Below are 20,574 nucleotides of genomic sequence, written 5' to 3'. Positions count from 1 at the left end.
GTGGTGCACGCACGTCGTGCCGATCTACGCGCTGTACGCGTTGTTCTTCGACGAGAGCGGTCTGTCGGACGCTCAGATCTCGGTGCTGCTCGCCATCTGGTCGGCCACCGCCGTGGTCTTCGAGGTGCCGTCCGGTGCGATCGCGGACCGGTTCTCGCGGCGGAGTTCCCTGGTCGCCGCCGGTGTGTTGCAGGCGCTGGGCCACGCCGCGTGGGTGGTGTTCCCGTCGTTCTGGGGTTTCGCGGCCGGTTTCGTGCTGTGGGGTCTCGGTGGAACGCTGACCTCGGGCTCGTTCGAGGCGCTGCTGTACGACGGGCTGGCGGCCAACGGAGACGAGGAGCAGTACGGACGGCTCAACGCGCGGATCGACACCATCGAGCTGATCTCGCAGGTTCCGGTCGCCGTCCTCGCCACCGCGTTGTTCTCCCTCGGCGGTTACGAGTGGGCCGGCTGGGCCTCCGTCGCCATGTGCCTCGCGTCGTCCGTGGTCGCGTTGCGGTTCCCGGAACCTCCGCGCGAGTCGGAGGAGCACGAGAGCTACTTCGCCACGCTGCGCGCCGGTCTCAAGGAGTCCGTGCCGATCAAACGCGCGGTGATCGCGGTGGCGCTGGTGTACGCGATCGACGCGTTCGAGGAGTACTTCCCGCTGCTGGTCCAGGACTGGCACGTGCCGACGGTCTGGGTGCCGCTGGCGACGATCGGAGTGCCGTTGCTGGGCGCTGCCGGTGCGTCCCTGGGTGGCCGGTTGCCGTTCCGCGGCTGGGTGTTGTTCGCGTCCGGTGTGCTGCTGATCGTGGCGGCGGCGCTGGCCGTTCCGGTCGCGATCGTCCTGTTGGGACTGTTCTACGGGCTCTACCGGTTCGTGCTGGTGCACGTGGAAACCGAGTTGCAGCACCGGATCGAGTCCGACGCGCGGGCGACGGTGACGTCGGTGGCGGCGATCGGGTCGGAGTTCGTGGCGTTCGCGATCTACGGGTTGTGGGTGCTCGGCTCTGCGGTGGCGGTCGGGGTGCTGATCCTGGTGGTGGCCTTGGTGATCTGGCGGAGGTGATCGGCGTCGCGGGCGTGGACCAGCAACCGGTCGGGGTTCAGGTCCAGCGCCGCCGTGAGGTCGTCGAGGTGGGTCAGCACGCCGACGCGGGGACGCGCGGCCAGGGAGCGGTACCTGGCCACCTGCTCGCTCCGGCCGGCGAACACGAACAGGCCGTCGCCGTGCTCTGCCGCCAGTTCGGCGATCTCGGGAGAGCGGGTGCAGGCGTGCCAGAGGTATGGCCTGTTGTGCCACAAGGCTTTCAGCGCCTCGTAGTGCTCGATCGTCAACGGCAGCCCGTACTCGATCTCCTTGCCGAACCAGCCGAACACCTTCGCCGTGTTGCCGCGTCCGAGCACGAGGTCGGTGCGGTGCGGGGCGAGGAGGTCGAGCGTCGCGTACTCGGCGGCGAGCCTCGCGGGGTCGTTCGTGGTGATGAGCGTCGTGGCGGTCGAGAGCCGGATGTTCGTCGTCCTCGCCGCGATGTGGGCGAGGAGCGTGGCGGGGGAGGACGAGTTGTAGGGCGGGTTGTGGTGCTCGCCGACCGCGAAGACGTCGAAACCCGCTGCCTCGGCCGCGATCGCCAGGGTGACGATCTCGCCGGGTTCGAGGTCGCCCGCGGTGAAGACACCGATCTGCACGTCGTTCAGTGTGCTCGGCGCAACCGGATCGTCCAGAGGCAGCCCAGCGCGGCGATCGCACCACCGGCGGCCAGTGCGGCCGACGTCGAGACGTTCGCGACGAGGCCGAGCAGGATCGGTCCGCCGCCGAGCCCGAGGTCGAGGAACGCGCTGGCCGTGCCGGACGCCGCTCCGCGCTGGTGCGGTTGTGCCGTGGCGAAGATGGCGGCGAAGAACGCGGGCGTGCTGAACGTGACGCCGACACCGAGCACGACGCTGCCCGCGATCAGCAGGTGCGGGACGGCGGTGAGGACCAGGCCGGTCGCGATGACGGCGAGAGCGATCGCGCCGAGCCTGAGGGGCGGCACGCGGTCGGGGACCTTCGCGAAGACCAGCCGGCAGACCACGACCGTGGCGCCGTAGAGGAACAGCGGGAGGCTGGTGTTCTCGTAGCCGGTCTCCTGGGCCCGCAGCGCGGAGAACGCCAGGAAACCGCCGGTGGCCGCGAGTGACGCGCCGAGAGCGGTGCTCGGCCCCACGGCGGGACGGTGGATCAGCTTCGTGGTCGCGGCCTGTCCCGGGGTGCCGGTTTCGCCGAGCGGGAGCACGGCGAGGGTGGAGGCCAGGCACAACGCGGCGGCGGTGAGCCAGGCCGTCGGGAACGACCGGTGCACGAGGACCTCACCGAGCGGCGGACCCGCGGCCAGGCCGAGGTAGAGGCCCAGCGAGTTGAGGCTCAGGGCCTCGCCGAGACGGTCGGGCGGGGCGATGTCGACGAGGGCGGCGAACCCGGCGACGAAGAACGCGGCCTCCGCGACACCCAGCAGGAGCCGCAGCGCGATGAGCGCGGGCAGGTCGGTCGCGAGCGCGGTGAGGGCGAGGCTGATGGCGGCCAGCGCGGCCCCGCCGAGCAGAAGAGGTCTGCGCCCGGCGCGGTCGGTGAGGCGGCCTGCCAGCGGGCGGAGGAAGAGCGCGGACACGGCGAAGGCGCCGAACGCGACGCCCGCCGCGGCCTTGCTGCTGTGGAGCGGACCGGTGACGTAGAAGGGCAGGGTGTAGACGCCGATGCCCATCGCGGTGAAGTAGCCCAGGTCAGCGGCGGTGAGCAGAGCGAAGCGCGGGGTCAGCAGACGCGCCATCGCCACAGGGTGCGCCAGGCGGTGCCGTTCCGCACCTCAGACAGGAACGCGGCGAATGACCGCAGGCCGGGGTGCAGTTCTCATTTCTGCCCCAGAAGGTTTTCTACAAAACTATCCCACCTGAGGGGCCAGTGCGGCCACCTGGCCGATTCCGTGCGCCCCGGCGTAACGGCAAGATCTTCCGATCAGATCAAACGGCACAAGCCGGACATTCGCGGAGGCCGCCGTGCTCGTCGCTCAGATCTTCCTCCCCGTGGCGCTGGGCCTGGTCATGTTCGGCCTGGGCCTCACGCTCACGACCGCCGACTTCGCCAGGGTCGCGAAGTACCCCAAGGCGGCGGCCATCGGGCTGGCCTGCCAGATGATCGTGCTGCCGGCGATCTGCGTCGGGCTGGTGCTCGCGTTCGGGATCAAGGGCGTGCTCGCGGTCGGCATGATGTTGCTGGTGGCGTCGCCGGGCGGTGCGTCGGCGAACCTCTTCAGCCACCTCGCCGGCGGGAACGTGGCGCTCAACATCACGCTCACGGCGATCAACTCGGTGCTCGCGGTGTTCACGCTGCCGCTGGTGGTGGGGCTCAGCACCTCCTACTTCCTGGGTGACCAGGCGGCGCTCGGGTTGCAGCCGGCGAAGTTCCTGCAGGTGTTCGCGATCGTGCTGGTGCCGGTGGCGATCGGCATGTGGGTCCGCAGCAGGTACGAGGCCTGGGCGTTGAAGATGAACAACCCGGTGCGGATCGCCTCGGTCGTGGTTCTGGTGCTCGTCATCGTCGCGGCGATCGTGACGGGGTTCCAGCAGCTGGTCGACAACGTCGCGACGCTTGGGCCGGTGGCGTTGCTGCTCAGCGTCCTCAGCCTGACGGTCGGGTACTTCGTGCCCAAGGCGTTCAAGGTCGAGCGCGACCAGGCGATCGCCAGCGCCATGGAGATCGGGATCCACAACGCCACGATCGCGATCACGTTGGCGCTGACGGTGCTGAACGACGAGGCGATGGCGATCCCGGCCGCCGTGTACGGGGTTCTCATGTACCTGCCCGCCGCGGTGGCGGTGCGGTTGTTGTCGCGGAACCAAAAGAGGTTGCACACGCAGCTAGGTTGATCGTGACATGCGTTCAACCACAACCATCGCAGCGGCCATTCTCGTTGCCGCGACAGCACTTCCCGCCCATGCCGCGGGAACCACCGTCCTCACCGACACGGGATTCGTGTCCGGAACCGTCACCAACGCCCAGCGCACCTTCCAGGGCATTCCTTTCGCCGCACCGCCCACCGGGGAGAACCGGTGGCGTGATCCGCGGCCCGCGCAGCCCTGGCAGGGCGTCCGCAAGGCCGTCGAGCCGGGGCCGCGGTGCGCGCAGGACGAGGGGTTCGGCAGTCCCGCCAGCGACAGCGAGGACTGCCTGTACCTCAACGTCACCACGCCGGACAAGGCGCGGAACCGGCCGGTCATGGTCTGGCTCCACGGCGGCAGCTTCACCAGCGGCGCCGGGTCGGACTACGGCGCGGACCAGTTGGTGCGCAACGGTTCCGTCGTCGTCACGGTCAACTACCGGCTCGGCGCCTTCGGCTTCTTCGGCTACCCGGGACTCGAGGGCTCCGGCGCGTTCGGGCTGAAGGACCAGCAGAAAGCCCTCGAATGGGTCCAGCGCAACATCAGGAGCTTCGGGGGCGACCCGCACAACGTCACGCTCTTCGGGGCGTCGGCGGGCGGCCTGTCGACGTGCGCGCAGCTGACCTCGCCGAGGACGACGGGCCTGTTCCACAAGGCGATCATCCAGAGCGGACCGTGCCAGCTCGGGCTCCCGGCGGGGGAGAACCAGGTGCACCACACGTGGGCCGCCCGCACGGACGTCGAACAGGCCGGAGCGAAGGCACCGCACGGGTGCACGGACCTGAACTGCTTGCGCGGGCTGAGCGTCCAGCAGGTCAAAGCCCTGACCCCGCTCTTCTCGTCACCCGCGTACGACACGGAAGCGTTGCCGGACAACCCGATCACGGCGTTGCGCCAGGGCCGCTTCCACAAGATCCCCGTGCTCGCCGGCACCACGCGTGACGAGCTGACGGTGTTCGTGGCGATGTTCTACCCGCCGCTCGACGCCGCCGGATACGAACAAGCCCTCGCGCAGGGTTTCGGCGCTGCCAAGGCGAAGCGGATCCTGGAACGGTATCCGCCGGCCGGTGGTGACGAACGGGTGCCGTTGTCCGCCGCACTCACGGCGATGACCTCGGCGTGCACGACCGACGAACTCAGGAGCCAGACCGGGGCGTTCGGCTACGAGTTCGCCGAACCCGCACCGCCGATGATCTTCCCCGGCATGCCGGAGTTCCCGTACGGCGCCTACCACGGCTCGGAGCTGCCGTTCCTGCTGAGGTACGGCGACGTCGAGCTCACCGCCGGGCAGCGGAAGCTGTCGGACGAGATGGTCGAGGCGTGGACCCGGTTCGTGCGAACCGGACGCCCCGGCTGGACACGCCAGGACGTCCGGTTGTTCGCGACCGGGCAGGTCGCACCGGCGGACCACCGGTGCGACCTCTGGTCCTCTTAGGACAGCACTCCTCGCGGAACGCGTCCGTGTGACTTGCCGGGAACACGGACGCTGTTCACGGCCGAGGTGTCGAAGGCGAACGTGATCACCGTGGAGGCGATCGCATCGGCGTTGACGTCCAGGGCGGTCAGGCTCAGGTTCGACCTGTTGTCGCACGGCTGGTGGTAGCACGGGTCGAAGGCGACGCCCGCGGTTCCGCCGTACCGGGCGGCCTGCTGAGCCGTCTTGATGCCCTCGGCGCCGGTGAACAGGCCGCCCGCGGGGATGCCGACCGCGATGAACGGGCCGTAGTCCGACCGCCCGGAGAACTCGGTGTCCTCGAACGGCAGGCCGCGGCCCGCGTAGAACTTCTCGAAGACGTCCTCGATCTGCGCCGACCCCGGCGGGATGAAGTTCGGCGGGGCGGTGCCGCTCGAGTTGTCACCGTCGTAGACGCCGTAGAAGTAGTTCGGCGAGCCGACCATGTCGAAGTTCAGGTACAGCGCGATCTTGTCCTGTTCCGCCTGCGACAGCGCGGTGACGTAGTGGTCGGAGCCGAGCAGCCCGGACTCCTCCGCACCCCACCAGGCGAAGCGGACCTTGGAGTTGGTCTTGACCTTCGACATCTGGATCGCGGTCTCCAGCAACGTCGCGGAGCCGCTGCCGTTGTCGTTGATGCCGGGTCCGTTCTGGACGCTGTCGAGGTGCGCGCCGGCCATGACGACGTTGTTCGCGTTGCCGTACTGGGACTCGGCGAGCACGTTCCACGCGGTGCGCGTCTCGGTGGTGACGTCGACCTTCACCCTGACGATGGGCGAGAAGAGGGAGGCGAGCTGGTTGCCGACGTCGAACGTCGCCGCGACGACCGGGATCGTGATGCCCGTGGCGTCACCGTTGGGGATGAAGAGGCCGGTGCGGCCGGGGTTGCCCTCGTTGAAGATCACGACCGCGGCCGCGCCCGCGAGCTGGGCGTTGCGGACCTTGTCGACGAAGAGGCAGGTGCCGCGCTGGATCAACGCGATCTTGCCGGGGACGAACCCGGCGAAGTCGGCCGCGTCGCAGCCGCTGGTGCTGCTGGGCGTCGGCGTGGGCGGCAGGACCAGGTCGACGTTCTGGAGCGCGCCGGTGACGTCGCCTTCCGCCCTGGGCACGAAGTCGGTGTAGGTGAAGTCGAGGTCCCTGCGGTACGAGATCGGGAACGGCGACACGACGTCGAGCCGCGAGTTGTCCTCCAGGTACGTGAAGTCGAACGCCTGCACCGTCGGTGTGTAACCGGCTGCGTTGAGCTGACCGACGACGTAGTCGACCGACGCCTGGTAGCCGGGACGTCCGGCCGCGCGGTCGCCGTGGGTGTTCGAGATGGACTGGAGCGCGTCGAGGTGCCGCAGCACTCCGTTGAGCGTCACGGCCTTCGTGAGCTTGGCCGGGGTGTTGTTGGTGGGATCAGCGAGTGCCGGGCCCGTCACGGCGAGTGGCAACACCAGTGCCAGTGCCGAGAAGAGCGCGAGACGTCTGCGCCGATAGCGTTGGGTCATCGGTGTGCCTCCATGCGTACATCGCCGCCGAATGCATCCCCCGAAGTCCTTCGCTGTCCGATCTGTCGTGTTACACCTTTTGCCACAGGAGGTGGGCGTTTGTTCCGGTTGCTGGAGACCGCCGTCCGCGTCGAACCCCTGGAAGGAGAAGGGCTCACCAACGTCCTGCACCTCGTGACGCTGGCCGACGGGCGCAAGGCCGTGCTGCGGCAACCGAGGGTGGCACGCGACCTGCCGAAGTTCGTGGTGCCCGGCGCGCCGGAGATCCTCGCCCACAACGGGCGCGGTGACGTGCTCGTCGAGTACGTCGAGGGCAGGACGCTCGCGGACGCGTTACCGGTGTCCGAAGAGGTCTGGCGGAGCATCGGCCAGGCGTTCCGCAAGATCCACCGCGTCGGCCTGCTGCACAACGACGTGAACCTCCACAACATCATCGTCGGCGACGGCCGGGCCACGCTGATCGACTGGGACAACCCCGGCCAGGGCAACCCGCTCGACGAGCTGGCGGCGTTCGAGGAGCACCTCTACCTGCACGGGGCCGCGTTGCCGCAGGCGTTCTGGGCCGGGTACGGCTCGATGCCCGACCCGGCACTGCTGCGCGTGCACCGGATCGCGGGCTGCATCGGGTGGCTCGCCAGCGAGGACTGGCGCGAGTGGGAGGGCGACGGCACGTTGCCGGAGCGCAAGAAGACGATGGTCCGGAACTGGCGCAAGCTGCTCGCGGCGTGGCTCGCCGACCAGCTCCGGACCGACCTGCTATCTGCTGAGGTTGCGGTACTTCAGCACCGACAGCGGCCAGAACACCGCCACGAACACCGCGGGCCACAGCACGGCCAGTAGCAGCGAGTGCTGCGCCGCCCACGAGTCGCCGCCGACGCCGGGGTTGCCGAACAGCTCACGCGCCGCCGCCACGGTCGACGACAGCGGGTTCCACTCCGACACCGTGCGCAGCCAGCCCGGCATCAGCTCCGGCGAGACGAACGTGTTCGCGAACATCGTCAGCGGGAACAGGAACATCCACGACGCCTGCGCTGCCTCCGGTTTCACCAGCAGGCCCAGGTAGATGCCGACCCACACGAGCGCGAACCGCAGCCACAGGAACAACGCGAACGCCGCCAGCGCGTTCAGCGGCCCGTCGTGGAACGACCAGCCGATCACCAGGCCGCACAACGCGAGCACCAGCAGTTCCAGCGACGAGTTCACCAGGTCGGCGATGCTGCGCCCGGCCACCACGCCGGTCTGCGACATCGGCGAGGCGCGGAACCGGTCCGTGACGCCGCGGTCGGCGTCCATCGACACCATCATCATCGTGGTGCCGACGCCGAACGCGATGGTCTGGCCGAACATGCCCGGCATGAGGAACTCGATGTAGTCGCCGCCGCCGAAGACGTTCATCGCGCTGCCGAACACCAGCCCGAAGATCAGCACCGAAATGATCGGGTAGGCCAGGTTCGCGAACACCCTGACCGGTTCGCGCAGCCAGTGGATCAGGTCGCGCTTGGCCACGACCCACGAGTCGATCGCCGCGTACCTCACGCCGGCACCTCCGTGGCCTTGTGTCCCGTGATGGCCAGGAAGACCTCGTCGAGCGTCGGCCTGCGCAACGCGATGTCCTCCGCTTCCACGCCCTTCGAGGCCAGCGCCGACGTCACCCGCGTCAGCGCCGCCACCCGGTCGGCGACCGCCGCGCTCACCCGGAACCCGTCGGCGTCCACCTCGGCGTCCGGCCCGAGCGCGTCCCGCACCAGCGGCAGCTCCTCCGCGGTGCGGACGACGACCTCGATCCGGTCGCCGCCGAGCTTGGACTTGAGCTGATCCGGCGTGCCCTGCGCCGCCACCCGGCCGGTGTCGAGCACGACGATCTGGTCGGCGAGCTGGTCGGCCTCGTCGAGGTACTGCGTGGTCAGCAGCACCGTCGTGCCCTCGGCGACGACCCGTTTCACCTCGCGCCACACCTCGCCGCGGTTGCGCGGGTCGAGACCCGTCGTCGGTTCGTCCAGGAACAGCACCGACGGCCGCGTGATGAAGCTCGACGCGAGGTCCAGGCGCCGGCGCATGCCGCCCGAGTAGTGCTTGGCGCGCTTGTCCGCCGCGCCGGTGAGCCCGAACTGCTCCAGCAGCTCGTCCGCCCGCGCCTCGGCCTGCCGCCGGGAGAGGTGGTACAGCCGCCCCCACATGACCAGGTTCTCCCTGCCGGTCAGCACGGCGTCGACCGTGGACTGCTGACCGTTCAACGCCACCTGCCGGCGCACCGCGGGCGCCTCGCGCACCACGTCGTGGCCCGCGACCTCGGCCCGTCCGCCGTCCAGGCGCAGCAACGTGGCCAGGATCCGCACCGCCGTCGTCTTGCCCGCGCCGTTCGGGCCGAGCAGCCCGCACACCGTCCCGGCGGGCACGGCCAGGTCGAACCCGTCCAGTGCCGCCTTCCTGTCGAACCTCTTCCGCAGGCCTTCCGCGAGCACCGCGTGTCCCACGACCTTCACCCCCGTGGCTTAACTGCTTACGTTGTACACAGAGTGTACGTTGTACACGGTTCTAGGATTCACAGGCAAGGTGTTTGTGAAGAGGGGGCTTGGTGAAGCAGAGCGACCGGGATCGGAGCATCCGCCTGCTGTGGGAGGCGCCGGCCGAGCCGACCAGGGGTCCCAAGGCGGCGCTGAGTCAGTCACGCGTCGTCGAGGCGGCCATCAGGGTGGCCGACGCCGAGGGGGTCGACGCGCTCACCATGCGCCGGGTCGCCGAGACGCTCGGCAACACCGCGATGTCGCTGTACCGGCACGTCCCCGGCAAAGCCGAGCTGCTCGACCTGATGGTCGACGCGGTCTGGGGCGAGACCGACCCGGCCCCGGCCGGTCCGTGGCGCGAGGGGCTCGAGTTCTTCGCACGGCAGATGTGGGCGATGTACCGCGCGCACCCGTGGATGCTGCAGCTGACCACCTCGCGGCGGATGCCCGGCCCCCAGGCCATGACCAGGATGGACGCCGCGTTCGCCGTCGTCTCCGAGCTCGGCCTGCAGTCGGAGGAGATCGTCGCGGTGGTCACGACGGTCGCCCAGTTCGTCGACGGCGTCGGCAGGACGATGGCCGACCGCGTGCAGGCCGAACGGGAGAGCGGCGTGTCGGAGGAGGACTGGTGGAGCGGCCGTGAGGCGCTCTGGGAGCACTTCACGCCCGAGCGGCTGCCGATGATGACGCACATCTGGAACTCGGGCGGCTTCGAAAGTCCTCTGGACGAGTTCGAGTTCGGTCTGGCGCGGGTACTGGACGGCCTCGCTGTGTTCGTGGAAGCTGAGGAGCGACCGCTGGTTCGTCGAGAGACGTGCCTGTAGCCATTCGAGACACCTTGAGTCGTCCGATCGAGTGAAAAGCGCTGCTCAGGACGGTACTCGCGGGTAGTTGCACGGTTACGTAATGCCATTGTTATCGGCAATCAGAATGAACCCGTTCGCGAGCTGAACCAAACACTCCTATCTGCGCGTTTTCCTTGTGACACCGTTTCGCCGCGGGGGTCGAATCGGGACGACGAGGAGGTCGTATGACAGCTGGCGCGCACGACGCGGTCACCCTTGGCTGCTACGCGCTCGGCGTTCTGGACGCGCACGAGAGTCTTGGCGTGGAGCAGCACCTGAGGGGCTGTCCGTCTTGCCGTGCGCAGGTCGCCGACTTCCATCGGATCCGCATGGCGCTCGACGAGATGCCTCGTGAGGCATTCCTGCACGAGCTCGAAGCCGACCTGCCCATGCCGTCGGAACTGGTGCTGCAGCGAGCGCTGCGGCAGATCAGGCAGGAATCGGTCATCCCGCAGCCGCGGGTGGCCGACCAGAGCCCGAGAGCCAGTCCGCGGCCGGTGGAAGAACTCCCCGAACCGCAGCACGCCAAACCCCGGCGCTGGCCGGGATATCTCGCCGCCGCGGCGGTAGCCGCGGTGGTCGCGTTCGGGGGTGCCGCAGTGTTCATGCAGAACCAGGGGCCTGGCACGAGCGTCGCTTCCACCCGCACGGGTGAGGCGACGGCGGGCGGGATCAAGATGGTGGCGGAGATCGCGCCGTCGTCGCAGGACCGCTACCTGGTGACAGCGAACATCGACGGCCTGCCCACCGCGCAGAAGTGCAAGCTGATCGTGGTGGGTACCGACGGCACGAAGACCGAGGCGTTCGCCTGGACCACGACCGAGAAGCAGCGGGTCGAGGGCTCCAAGGTGCGGGGCATGGTCAGCGTGTCACCGGACAAGGTGAAGTCGATCTCGGTGGAGAACGCGGAGGGCAAGACGTTCGTGGTGGCGAACCTGTAGGGGACGGAAACACCAGAAGGGCCCGGATTCGGTCAGAATCCGGGCCCTTCTCACATTGATGTAATTCTAAAGAGCCTGCAATGTGAGCCAGCCACCGACGACGATGACCATCGCGGCTGTGCCCACGGGTGCGTAATGAGACAGGGCGCGCGTGGCACGTCCGTCCAGGAATTTCTCGACGCGTTCCCGGGCCTTCACGAGCACCAGGCCGACCGCGGTGAGAGTGGCGGCCATGCCGAATCCGTAACCGACGACCAGCAGCACGCCGAACCACGTCCGGCCCAGCGCCATCGCCCCGAGGAGGACGACGAGCGCGGAGGGTGACGGGACGAGGCCGTTGGCGGCGCCCATGCCGATCAGGCTCGCGCGGCTGTACCCGTGGCCGTGCCCATGACCGTGTCCGTGGCCATGACCGTGGCCATGACCGTGTCCGTGTCCGTGCCCATGTCCGTGGCCGTGCCCGTGACCGACGCCGGCCAGTGCCGGTTCGCGGGTCGTCGACAGGGCCGAGCGCAGCAGCATCGCGCCGATCACCGTGATCAGCACACCGCTGACCAGCCCGAGCCAGCGCAGGACCGACTCGCCGGCCAGCGCGCTGGAGGCGCTGATGACGAGGCCGAGGACCAGCACGCCACCGGTGTGCGTGGCCGTGACGGACGCACCGACGATGAACGCGTCCCTGGGCCTGCCCTGACGGCCGGCCAGGTAGGCGGCGATGAGCGTCTTGCCGTGACCGGGCAACGCCGCGTGCGACGCACCCAGCAGCAGCGACAGCAACAACGCCAAAAACCCGAGCCACGGCGTGAGTTCGTCGCTGCCCAGGATGTCGTTGAGTTTGGCCGCCGTGACGCTGAAGGACTGGATGGGGGAGCCGGTGGCCTTCTTCGGCTCGGACCCGCTGCCCGGTTCGGCGTTGAACGTGACCGAGCGGACGTTCATCGGATTGCTGAGCAGGTCCTCCGGGTACGTCCGCAGCTCGTTGCTGATGCTCTCGGTCGGCACCTGCGAGTTCGTGAGCCTGATCCCGGTGCCGGCGGCGGTGATCTCACGCCAGCCGACCCGGTCGGCGTTCGACTCGTCGTGGAACTCCAGCCGTGCGGGCCGGTCGAGGTCCACCTTCGCGGTGAACTCGCAGACCAGCCTCGTGGTGATGAGATCCGCCTGGCCCACCGGGTGTTCCTTGGTGGCGCTGGAGAGCGACCAGGTGATCTGTCTGCCGTCCACTGTGGACCGGTCGGCCCCGGACACCTCGTCGCACCACTTGCGGGCGTCGCGGGTCCTCAGGTTCTCCTGCAGCGTGGGAATTTCCGCCACGTCGACCACGGATCTCAGATCGATCCGGTCCGGGTGCAGGTGCAGCCCGTGGTAGTGGTTGACGCTGAAGTTGCCCAGCGGGTGCGCGGACGCCTCGCCGTTGATGAAGAAGATGCCCGCCAGCAGGAGGGCGACGACCAGGACGGGCCGCACGACCCAGCTGGACAGGCTCACCGGCCGCCTCGCAGCTCCGCGAGCTTGCGGCCGGCCTTGAGCGCCTGCAACGGGGAGAAGTTCGCGTTCAGCCGCAGTGCCTGCACCAGCGCCTCCTGCGCCTCCGCGACCCTGCCCAGCGCGGCCAGGATCATGCCGCGGTGGTAGGAGAACGTCGCGTTCTGCCAGCCCAGCGCGTTGGCGCGGTCCGAGTACTCCAGTGCTTCCGCGTCCCGGCCGTTCATGTGCAACGCCCACGACATCGCGTCGGCCACGAACACGCTCTGCCGGCGGCTCCACTCGGCCTCCGCCCGGCGCAGCGCCTGCATGCCGTCACCGCGGTCCGCGGCCACCAGCGCCGCGGCCAGGTCGTCGGACGCGCCCTGCGACTCCATCAGCCGCTGCTGTTCGGAGAGCACGTCGTACTGCTTCGCGGCCTCTTCGGTCTTGCCGTTGGCCTCCAGCAGCTCCGCGTACTCCTGCAGGTACTGCGGCAGGGGAGCGCGGGACACCAGCCTGCGGTAGTCCTCCAGCGCCGCGGGGACGTCGCCCCGTGCCGCCGCGACCTTGGCCATGCCTTGAGTGAGAGTCATGTCGTCTCCTCTTGCCGCCAGTCCCTGCTCGTAGTGCTGTGCGGCTTCGTCGAGCCTGTTGTGGTCGAACGCGAGTTCACCCAGCCGGTAGCGGCAGAACGCGATCTCCTCGGGCGTCGCGGCAGCGGTCAGCGCGCGCTGCATCGCATCGCGAGCGCCGTCGACGTCACCGTGGAGCTCGAAGTGGAAGGAGGCACGCGCGAACGACGCCGTGTTGGGCTTGAGGTCGAGCATCTTCTGCACCGCGTCCTGAGCACCCGCGTCGTCGCCGAGCTGCGTCAACGCGTCGGCCAGCACGCCGTACGCCTCTGCCGAGGACGGCAGCGAGGCGATGGCCTTCGCCGCCCAGTCGCGGGCGGCGTGGAAGTCGTGCCGGGCGTTCGCGAGCGTGCCCATGCCGATGGCGGCCAGGCCCGTGTCGCCCGCGTTCTTGAGCGCGCCCTCGGCCTTCGCGTAGTACGACGGGTCGGCCGTCACGCGCGCGAGCTCCACATAGGACGCACCCAGCTGCGCCCAGGAAGCCTTGTCCTGCGGCAGGCTGTGCAGGCGCTGCTGGAGCTGGTGCACCACGCGGTGCATCTGGTTCTGCTGCGCCACGGCCGGAACAGGGGGCGCGCCCCCGGCCCTGCTGTCGGCAGGACCGGAGGCGGCGAGGTAGGCAAGCGCCGCGGTGACCAGGAGAACCACCGCGACGGTTTGCCGTTGTTGGTACTTCACTTCGAGTGCGACCCGTACTTGCGGATCTGCTGCTGACGCTTGCGCCACAACCAGAAGCCCGCGCCGAACACGAAAGCCGAGCCCACCGCGGTGGTCATCGCCATCGGGTCCAGGCTGCCGATCTTGCCGACCGGGTTCACCGCGACGTTGGCCGTGTTGCCCGACGCGTTGACGGCGGTGCCGTTGCGGGGCAGGCCGACGTACGGGAAGTTCGCCTCGAACGGCTGGTCGTTCGCGTCGACCTTGTCACCCGTGGCGAGCGCCTCGACGATCTTGCCGGACGCCGCGGCACCCTCCACCGCCTGCACGGCGATGTCGACCACGTCGTCGGCGAGCCGGCGACCGTTCGGGAAGCCCTGCGTGTCACCGGCGAGCAGGCCGAGACGGTTCGGGTTGGGGTTCGGGTCGATCATCAGGTTCAGCCGCAGCATCTCGGCCGGGCGGAACTTCCGCTGGTCCACGTCCGCGTTGTTGACCTGCGAGTTCAGGTCGGCGTTGATCTGCCCGCCCAGCTTCTTCGTGACACCGGTCAGGAAGATCTCGGCCAGGTCGTCGCGCTGGCCCTTCGGCGCCGGGATCTTGTAGATCGCCTCGATCAGCTTCGGCAGCTCGGGGTTGACCACCCGGTCCACCAGTTCCTTCACGCCGGCGTCCTGGTCGGGGCGCAGGCCGTTGAACGCGTCCTTCAGGCCCGCGGGGGCCACGACCTCGTTGACCAGCGGGTTGCCCAGGCGCGAGACCTGCACGAAGTCACCGACGGCCTCCGCCTTGCCCGGCGACAGCTTCAACGTGCGGCGCGACGTGGTGCTCCAGATGCCGATGTTCGGGTTGCGGTGCACGTCGTTGCGCAACGCCAGCGCGTGCTTGGGCAGCTGGATCGCGATGGTGTTGACGTTGTAGCCGCGCAGCGTGTCCTGGCCGACCTCGCTCAGGTTGCCGCCGTAGAGCAGGTCGAACACCCGCAGGTCGGCGAAGAACGCGTCCTCGGACGGGCCCGCGTAGACCTTGCCGCCACCCGGGATCTGGATGACCGCCTGGTCGCGCAGCTTCTTGAAGTCCGGCATCGACGCGGGGCCGTTGGGCGACGGCGCGACCGGGGCGTTGTTGGCCAGCTTCACCCGCTGGCCGTTCTGGTAGATCGCCTCGAGGTCGTAGCGCTGGCGGAACAACAGGTTCTCGTCGTCGAGCGAGTCCACGACACCGTTGGTGTACAGGAACGTGTTGTTCTTGCGGCGGTCGTCGTTGTGGAACATGAACCGCAGGACCACGTCGGCCTTGGCGTCGCCGTCGTTGTCGACGTTGAAGTCGTACTGCGCGTCCTCGGCGAACGGGAAGAAGTTGGGGCCGCCGTTGGGCTCCTGGAACCCGGACCAGTTCCCGACCAGCGTGACCGTGTCCTTGTGGTCGGGGCTGACGAACGCGTACAGGTCCGTGTTGTCCACGGCCGGGTCGCCCGCGATGAGCGGGGCCTCGCGGTGCGAGGAGGCGGTGGCGTTCGTACCGCCGAACAGCGCCGCGTTGAGCAGTGTGGCGGCCACCAGCGCGGCCGCAGCCACCTGGCCGCGCCGACCGCTGAGGACGTGCGGTGATGACATTCTCTGGGACCTTTCGATGTGAGCGTTCAACGCCTCGGAAAAATGATCAAGCACTGTGCATCAGCAGCGACGGTTCGCTGGAGTGGCTCGAATGGCTTGCGTGTTCGGTGGTCCACCTCGCTTGGGTGAAGTCGCGAATGCCTTCGACGAGCCGGTCGACGTCCTGTTCCGGACGCACGACCAGACGCGCGAAACGGCTGTTCATGCCGAGCTTGTTGCCGCACTCGCGGATGAAGACCTGGTGCCGGGACAGCAGGTGGTCGCGAAGCTCCCGACCGTCCACGCCGCCACCGAGCTTGACCAGCAGGAAGTTGGCCTGCGAGGAGTAGACGGTCAGGTCGGGGACGCGGGAGAGCTCCATCCCCATCCGGTACCTGTCCCGTGACAGCAGACGCAGGCTTTCCGCGTACTCCGCCTCGTGCTCGGCGAGCATGAACACGACGGTTTCCGCGAGAGAATTGAGGTTCCACTTCGGCAGCGTCTGGCGCATCTTCCCGGCCAGACCGGGATTCGCGACCAGATAACCGAAGCGGATGCCGTGCAACCCGAAGTTCTTGCCGAGGCTCTTCAACACGACCACGTTCGGCCGGATCGACGCCTCCGCCGCGACCGACGGGTTCCGCTCGACCTCGACGAAGTCGATGAACGACTCGTCGATCACGACCAGGTCCAGGTCGGCGAGCTCGTCCATGAACCGGACGATCTCCCGCCGCGGCAGGTAACCGCCGTCGGGGTTGTTCGGGTTGCAGATGACCGCGACCTTGCTGCCGCGGGCACGGATGAACTTGATGTACTCGTCGACGTCGAGCTCGAAGTTGTTGCTCTCCTGGAGCAGGAACATGTCGACGCGCTTGTTGCTCTCCATCGGCTGGTCGGTCCAGCGGCCGAACGTCGGGATCGGGACCGCCACGCTCTCGTGGATCCACATGTGGTCCATCCACGTGATGAGCTCGGTCGACCCGTTCGACATGGCGATCGTCGCCGGGTTGAGCCCCAGCACGGCGCTGAGCTGCTGCGCGATCTTGGACGAGTCGCTCGGGTAGAACCTCAGGACCGCTTCGAGGTTCTTCGAGAGCTCCTCGAACATCTCGGGCGTCGGGAAGTACGGGTTGCACGGGATGCAGAAGTCGACGAGTTCACCGGCACCGGTCCGCGACAGCTCGAAGTAGGACGGGCTGTGCGCGGTCTGCTGGAAAAGACCCGAGTCCACACCGTGCCGCACGCGATCACTCCATCCCTCGGTCCGCTTCCGACACCGGGGCATACGTGCCGATGTTCATCACGGTTCACGGGTGCGCATCGGGAAGGTCTCGACCAGGTCACGCACCGCAACCCGAGTGACGTTCGCCGCCCGGCGGTCGTTCGGAGCAGTGCCCGTTCCTGCCCGGGAAGGCTCTGACCGGCGGCTGGACGGGTACTCGAGGGTGTACCGGGACCGTCGCGGAGCGCAGTCGTGACCGCTACTGCGGGCGTCCTGCCCAGGAATGTCAGTGCAGGCAGATACGCTGCTGGCAGTCCGCACACGACCAGGGAGAAATACCCGTGACCGCAGAGACCCTGTACGGGGCCGACGACCTGACGCACCTCGAAGGACTCGAGGCCGTCCGCAAGCGGCCAGGCATGTACATCGGGTCGACCGACAGCCGGGGCATCAACCACCTCTTCAGCGAGATCGTCGACAACTCCACCGATGAAGGCGTCGCGGGCTACGCGACGAAGATCGTGGTCACGCTGCACGCCGACGGCAGCGTCCAGGTCGACGACGACGGCCGGGGCATCCCGACCGACGTGCACGCGAAGTCCGGTCTGTCCGGTGTGGAACTGGTGTTGACCAAGTTGCACGCAGGCGGCAAGTTCGGCGGCTCCGGCTACAAGACCTCCGGCGGCCTGCACGGCGTCGGCGCCTCGGCCGTGAACGCCCTCTCACACCGCTTCGACGTGCTCGTGCGCCGCGGCGGCAAGGTCCACGAGATGTCGTTCGCCCACGGCGTCCCCGGCGTCTTCGACGGCCCCGGCCCGAAGGCGAAGTTCACCCGCCAGGGCGGCTTGAACGTCGTCGGCAAGATGAAGCGCAACGAGTCGACCGGCACGTCGATCCGCTACTGGTACGACGCCCGCTACTTCGAGAACAACGCGGCGCTGGACGTCGAGACCGTCCGCATGAAGCTGCGCAACACGGCGTTCCTCGTACCGGGCGTGACGTACGTGCTGCGGACCGCGCTCGAAGACCAGATCTCCGAAGAGGTCTTCCACTACCCGCACGGCCTGACCGACATGGTCGAGTTCCTGGCGCCTTCCGGTGATCGGGCGGTGTCGGGAACTCTGGTCATCACCGGCTCCGGCACCTACTTCGAGAACGCCGCCGACGAGAACGGCGTGATGCGGTCCAAAGTGGAGCGATCCGCCGAGGTCGAAGTCGCTCTGCGGTGGGGCACCGGCTACGAGCGCACCGTCGAGTGCTTCACGAACACGATCCGCAACATGCACGGCGGTACGCACCGGCGTGGCTTCGACCGCGCTGTGCTGAAGGCGGTGCAGGACGCGATCTCCAAGACCCGAGGGCTGCTCAAGCCCAAGGAGGAGATGCCGACCCTGGACGACGTGCTGGAGGGCATGACCGCCGTCATCCACGTCCGCATCCCGGAACCGCAGTTCACCTCGCAGACCAAGGACGAGCTGTCGACCGCGGGCATCACGAAGGTGCTGCAGGGCATCGTCGACGCACAGGTGCGGGCGTGGACCGAGGACCGCAAGACCAAGGTCGAAGCGAAGACCGTGCTGCAGAAGGTCGTCGACGCGTCGCGCGTGCGGTTGACGCAGAAGCAGCAGAAGGACGCGGCTCGGCGGAAGACTGCGCTCGAGGGCGCGGCGATGCCGGCCAAGCTCGTGGACTGCCGGACGACCGGTGTTTCGCGTAGTGAGCTGTTCCTCGTCGAGGGCGATTCGGCCCTCGGGTGTTTTGTGAAGGAAACTCGCGTTTCGCTCGCGTCCGGCAAGTCGCTGTCGTTCGGCGAACTGGTCGAGGACTGGGAACGCGGAGTCACGCACTTCGGTTACGCGACCAACAAGGCTGGTCGCGTCGTTGTCGTACCGCTCGTCGAGCCGCGGCTGACGAAGAAGAACGCCCCGCTGGTCCGGGTGACGCTGGACAACGGCGAGTCCGTTCGTTGCACGCCGGACCACCTGTTCCGGCTGCGTGACGGCTCGTACCGCCGCGCGGACGCCCTGCAGCCCGGCGACTCGCTGATGCCGCTGTACCGGTCGGTGTCGTCGAAGGCCGAAGGTCACAACCTCGACGGCTACGAGCGGGTCTGGATGAACGACAGGCAGGAGTGGGTCTACACCCACTACCTCGCCGACGCGTACAACCTCCGGCACGGGTTCGACAGCGCGGAGAACGGCAACGTCCGTCACCACGTCGACGTGGACAAGCGGAACAACGACCCCCGCAACCTCCAGCGGATGACGTGGGAGGACCACGCCGCTCTGCACGCCGCCATGATGGGCGAGCACGTGCACGAGGGTTACCGCGCCTGGCTGGCCGCCGGTGGCACCGAGTTCAAGTCCGCGATGCTGTCCGAGCAGTGGAAGAACCCGGAGTTCCGCGCCTCCTGCCTCGCCAGGCTGGCCGCCCGCAACCAGGACCCCGAGTTCCGCGCCCGCATCGAGCAGGCCTTCCAGGACTGGTACTCGGCGCTGAGCGACGAGGACAAGGCCGCCTACGCCGAGCGCATGCGTGCGTTGCAGGCCGAGTACTGGGCGAAGCCCGAACACCGCGCCGCGGCCGCCGAGCGGGTGCGCGCGTTCTTCACGCAGCCGGGCAAGCGCGAGGAGTGGCGCGAGCGCTCGCTGGCGCAGTGGCAGGACGAGGAACTGCTCGCCTGGCGTTCCCGCACCACGATCGACCAGTTCTCGGACCCTGCGGAGCGTCAGCGTCAGCGTGATGCGGTCGTTGCATGGCACGAGAACAACCCGGAGTTCGGCCGCGAGCACTCGGTGCGGATGAAGCAGCGCATGGCCGACGCGTCCACCGGTCACCTGGAGAAGATCCAGACCGGTCGTCGTCGCTACGTCGAGTCGACGTCGCGTGCGGAGCGCGTCGCAAAGCAGGTGGAAGGCCGTCGGATCGCCGCACTGAAGCGGCTGGCGCCGATGCTGGACACGCCGTCGAACTTCGAGCTGGCGCTGTCCTACGAGCTGGACCGCAAGGAGAACGCGAAGACCGGTTTGAAGTTCCTGAAGGTGTTGGCGCACTACGACGACGACTTCACGAGGTTGCGTGAAGCGGCGTCGATGGTGAACCACTCGGTCGCCTCCGTGGAAGCCTTGCCGGAGCGGGAAGACGTCTACGACCTCACCGTGGACGGCTACCACAACTTCGCGCTCGAAGCCGGCGTGTTCGTCCACAACAGCGCTCGCATGGCTCGCGTCTCCGAGTACCAGGCGTTGCTCCCCTTGCGCGGCAAGATCCTCAACGTCCAGAAGGCCTCGCTGGCCGACACGTTGCGCAACGCCGAGATCGCCTCCATCGTCCAGGTCCTCGGCGCCGGCACCGGCCGCACGTTCGACATCTCCCAGATGCGGTACGGCCGGGTGATCCTGATGGCCGACGCGGACGTCGACGGCAGCCACATCCGGACGTTGCTGATCACGTTGTTCGCCAAGTACATGCGCCCGGTGATCGAGGACGGGCGTCTCTACGCCGCCATGCCTCCGTTGCACAAGGTCATGACTCGCGGGCGCAACGCCGAAACGCACTTCACCTTCACCCAGCGCGAGATGGAGAAGAAGGTCGCGCAGCTGGAGAAGGCGGGCAAGCAGGTCGTCACGCCGGTGCCGCGGTTCAAGGGTCTGGGCGAGATGGACGCGGACGAGTTGTGGGAGACCACGATGAACCCCGCGAGCCGGTCCGTGCGCCGCATCACCATGGACGACGCCGAGGCCGCCGAGGAAGCCCTCGAACTGCTGATGGGCGAGAAGGTCGAGCCGCGTCGCAACTGGCTCGTCGAGTCCGCCGCACGGGTCGACCAGTCGGCCATCGATCTCTAAGCCTCACGGAAAGAGCT

At 68.3% G+C, this 20,574-nt stretch carries 16 protein-coding genes; 7 read left to right on the top strand and 9 right to left on the bottom strand.

Annotated elements, in window-relative coordinates; genetic code table 11:
• Positions 1-16: 16 nt before the first annotated feature.
• Positions 17-1,051, top strand: a complete 1,035-nt coding sequence (locus tag AOM45_RS40420; RefSeq protein WP_030473100.1) for an MFS transporter — start codon at positions 17-19, stop codon at positions 1,049-1,051.
• Here the strand turns inward: AOM45_RS40420 and AOM45_RS40415 are convergent.
• Positions 970-1,671 (bottom strand): LLM class flavin-dependent oxidoreductase, encoded by a 702-nt coding sequence (locus AOM45_RS40415; protein WP_051784664.1) that lies wholly within the window; start codon positions 1,669-1,671, stop codon positions 970-972. The two genes, AOM45_RS40420 and AOM45_RS40415, sit on opposite strands and share 82 nt — an antisense overlap.
• Positions 1,672-1,676: 5 nt before the next feature.
• Positions 1,677-2,789 carry an MFS transporter gene (locus AOM45_RS40410; protein ID WP_030473098.1) on the bottom strand — a complete coding sequence of 371 codons (1,113 nt, stop codon included), beginning with the start codon at positions 2,787-2,789 and terminating at the stop codon, positions 1,677-1,679.
• Positions 2,790-3,015: 226 nt separating this feature from the next.
• Here AOM45_RS40410 and AOM45_RS40405 point away from each other — a divergent pair, with 226 nt between their 5' ends.
• Positions 3,016-3,885: a bile acid:sodium symporter family protein gene (locus tag AOM45_RS40405; RefSeq protein ID WP_030473097.1), complete on the top strand. Its 870-nt coding sequence runs from the start codon at positions 3,016-3,018 to the stop codon at positions 3,883-3,885.
• 7 nt (positions 3,886-3,892) lie between these two features.
• Positions 3,893-5,332: a carboxylesterase/lipase family protein gene (locus tag AOM45_RS40400; protein WP_030473096.1), complete on the top strand. Its 1,440-nt coding sequence runs from the start codon at positions 3,893-3,895 to the stop codon at positions 5,330-5,332.
• Here the strand turns inward: AOM45_RS40400 and AOM45_RS40395 are convergent.
• Positions 5,329-6,846 carry a M28 family peptidase gene (locus tag AOM45_RS40395; protein WP_051784662.1) on the bottom strand — a complete coding sequence of 506 codons (1,518 nt, stop codon included), beginning with the start codon at positions 6,844-6,846 and terminating at the stop codon, positions 5,329-5,331. The genes AOM45_RS40400 and AOM45_RS40395 overlap by 4 nt on opposite strands.
• 99 nt (positions 6,847-6,945) lie before the next feature.
• On the opposite strand from AOM45_RS40395, the gene AOM45_RS40390 reads away from it, so the two are divergent.
• On the top strand, positions 6,946-7,686 hold the full coding sequence (locus tag AOM45_RS40390) for a lipopolysaccharide core heptose(II) kinase RfaY (protein ID WP_030473094.1): 741 nt from the start codon (positions 6,946-6,948) through the stop codon (positions 7,684-7,686).
• On the opposite strand, the gene AOM45_RS40385 is transcribed toward AOM45_RS40390, so the two are convergent.
• Positions 7,603-8,382: an ABC transporter permease gene (locus tag AOM45_RS40385; RefSeq protein ID WP_030473093.1), complete on the bottom strand. Its 780-nt coding sequence runs from the start codon at positions 8,380-8,382 to the stop codon at positions 7,603-7,605. The genes AOM45_RS40390 and AOM45_RS40385 overlap by 84 nt on opposite strands.
• Positions 8,379-9,320 carry a daunorubicin resistance protein DrrA family ABC transporter ATP-binding protein gene (locus AOM45_RS40380; RefSeq protein WP_030473092.1) on the bottom strand — a complete coding sequence of 314 codons (942 nt, stop codon included), beginning with the start codon at positions 9,318-9,320 and terminating at the stop codon, positions 8,379-8,381. The genes AOM45_RS40385 and AOM45_RS40380 overlap by 4 nt, the downstream gene beginning before the upstream one ends.
• 101 nt (positions 9,321-9,421) lie before the next feature.
• On the opposite strand from AOM45_RS40380, the gene AOM45_RS54065 reads away from it, so the two are divergent.
• The gene (locus AOM45_RS54065; protein ID WP_035913607.1) at positions 9,422-10,174 is read left to right on the top strand and encodes a TetR/AcrR family transcriptional regulator; all 753 of its coding nucleotides are present in this window, start codon (positions 9,422-9,424) and stop codon (positions 10,172-10,174) included.
• Positions 10,175-10,380: 206 nt separating this feature from the next.
• Entirely contained in the window at positions 10,381-11,136 is a 756-nt protein-coding gene (locus AOM45_RS40370; RefSeq protein WP_030473090.1) for an anti-sigma factor family protein, read from the top strand.
• Positions 11,137-11,202: 66 nt separating this feature from the next.
• Here AOM45_RS40370 and AOM45_RS40365 read toward each other — a convergent pair whose 3' ends face one another.
• From AOM45_RS40365 to AOM45_RS40350, 4 genes are read right to left on the bottom strand one after another with little or no spacing between them, the layout of a single operon-like run.
• Positions 11,203-12,624 carry a nickel/cobalt transporter gene (locus AOM45_RS40365; RefSeq protein ID WP_236704009.1) on the bottom strand — a complete coding sequence of 474 codons (1,422 nt, stop codon included), beginning with the start codon at positions 12,622-12,624 and terminating at the stop codon, positions 11,203-11,205.
• Positions 12,621-13,883, bottom strand: a complete 1,263-nt coding sequence (locus AOM45_RS40360) for a tetratricopeptide repeat protein (RefSeq protein WP_236704008.1) — start codon at positions 13,881-13,883, stop codon at positions 12,621-12,623. Before AOM45_RS40360 ends, AOM45_RS40365 begins: the two co-directional genes overlap by 4 nt.
• 26 nt (positions 13,884-13,909) lie before the next feature.
• Positions 13,910-15,508, bottom strand: a complete 1,599-nt coding sequence (locus AOM45_RS40355) for a DUF4331 domain-containing protein (RefSeq protein ID WP_030473087.1) — start codon at positions 15,506-15,508, stop codon at positions 13,910-13,912.
• Positions 15,509-15,554: 46 nt separating this feature from the next.
• The gene (locus AOM45_RS40350; RefSeq protein WP_059362946.1) at positions 15,555-16,730 is read right to left on the bottom strand and encodes a pyridoxal phosphate-dependent aminotransferase; all 1,176 of its coding nucleotides are present in this window, start codon (positions 16,728-16,730) and stop codon (positions 15,555-15,557) included.
• A 320-nt stretch (positions 16,731-17,050) separates the two neighbouring features.
• Here AOM45_RS40350 and AOM45_RS40345 point away from each other — a divergent pair, with 320 nt between their 5' ends.
• Complete coding sequence (locus tag AOM45_RS40345; protein ID WP_030473085.1) at positions 17,051-20,557, top strand: ATP-binding protein; 3,507 nt, start codon at positions 17,051-17,053, stop codon at positions 20,555-20,557.
• The last annotated feature ends 17 nt before the right edge of the window (positions 20,558-20,574 follow it).

The organism is Lentzea aerocolonigenes (assembly GCF_000974445.1).
Lineage (GTDB): Bacteria > Actinomycetota > Actinomycetes > Mycobacteriales > Pseudonocardiaceae > Lentzea > Lentzea aerocolonigenes.
The sequence above is the reverse complement of the archived record's forward strand: the minus strand, read 5'-3'. Positions and strand labels throughout refer to the sequence as shown.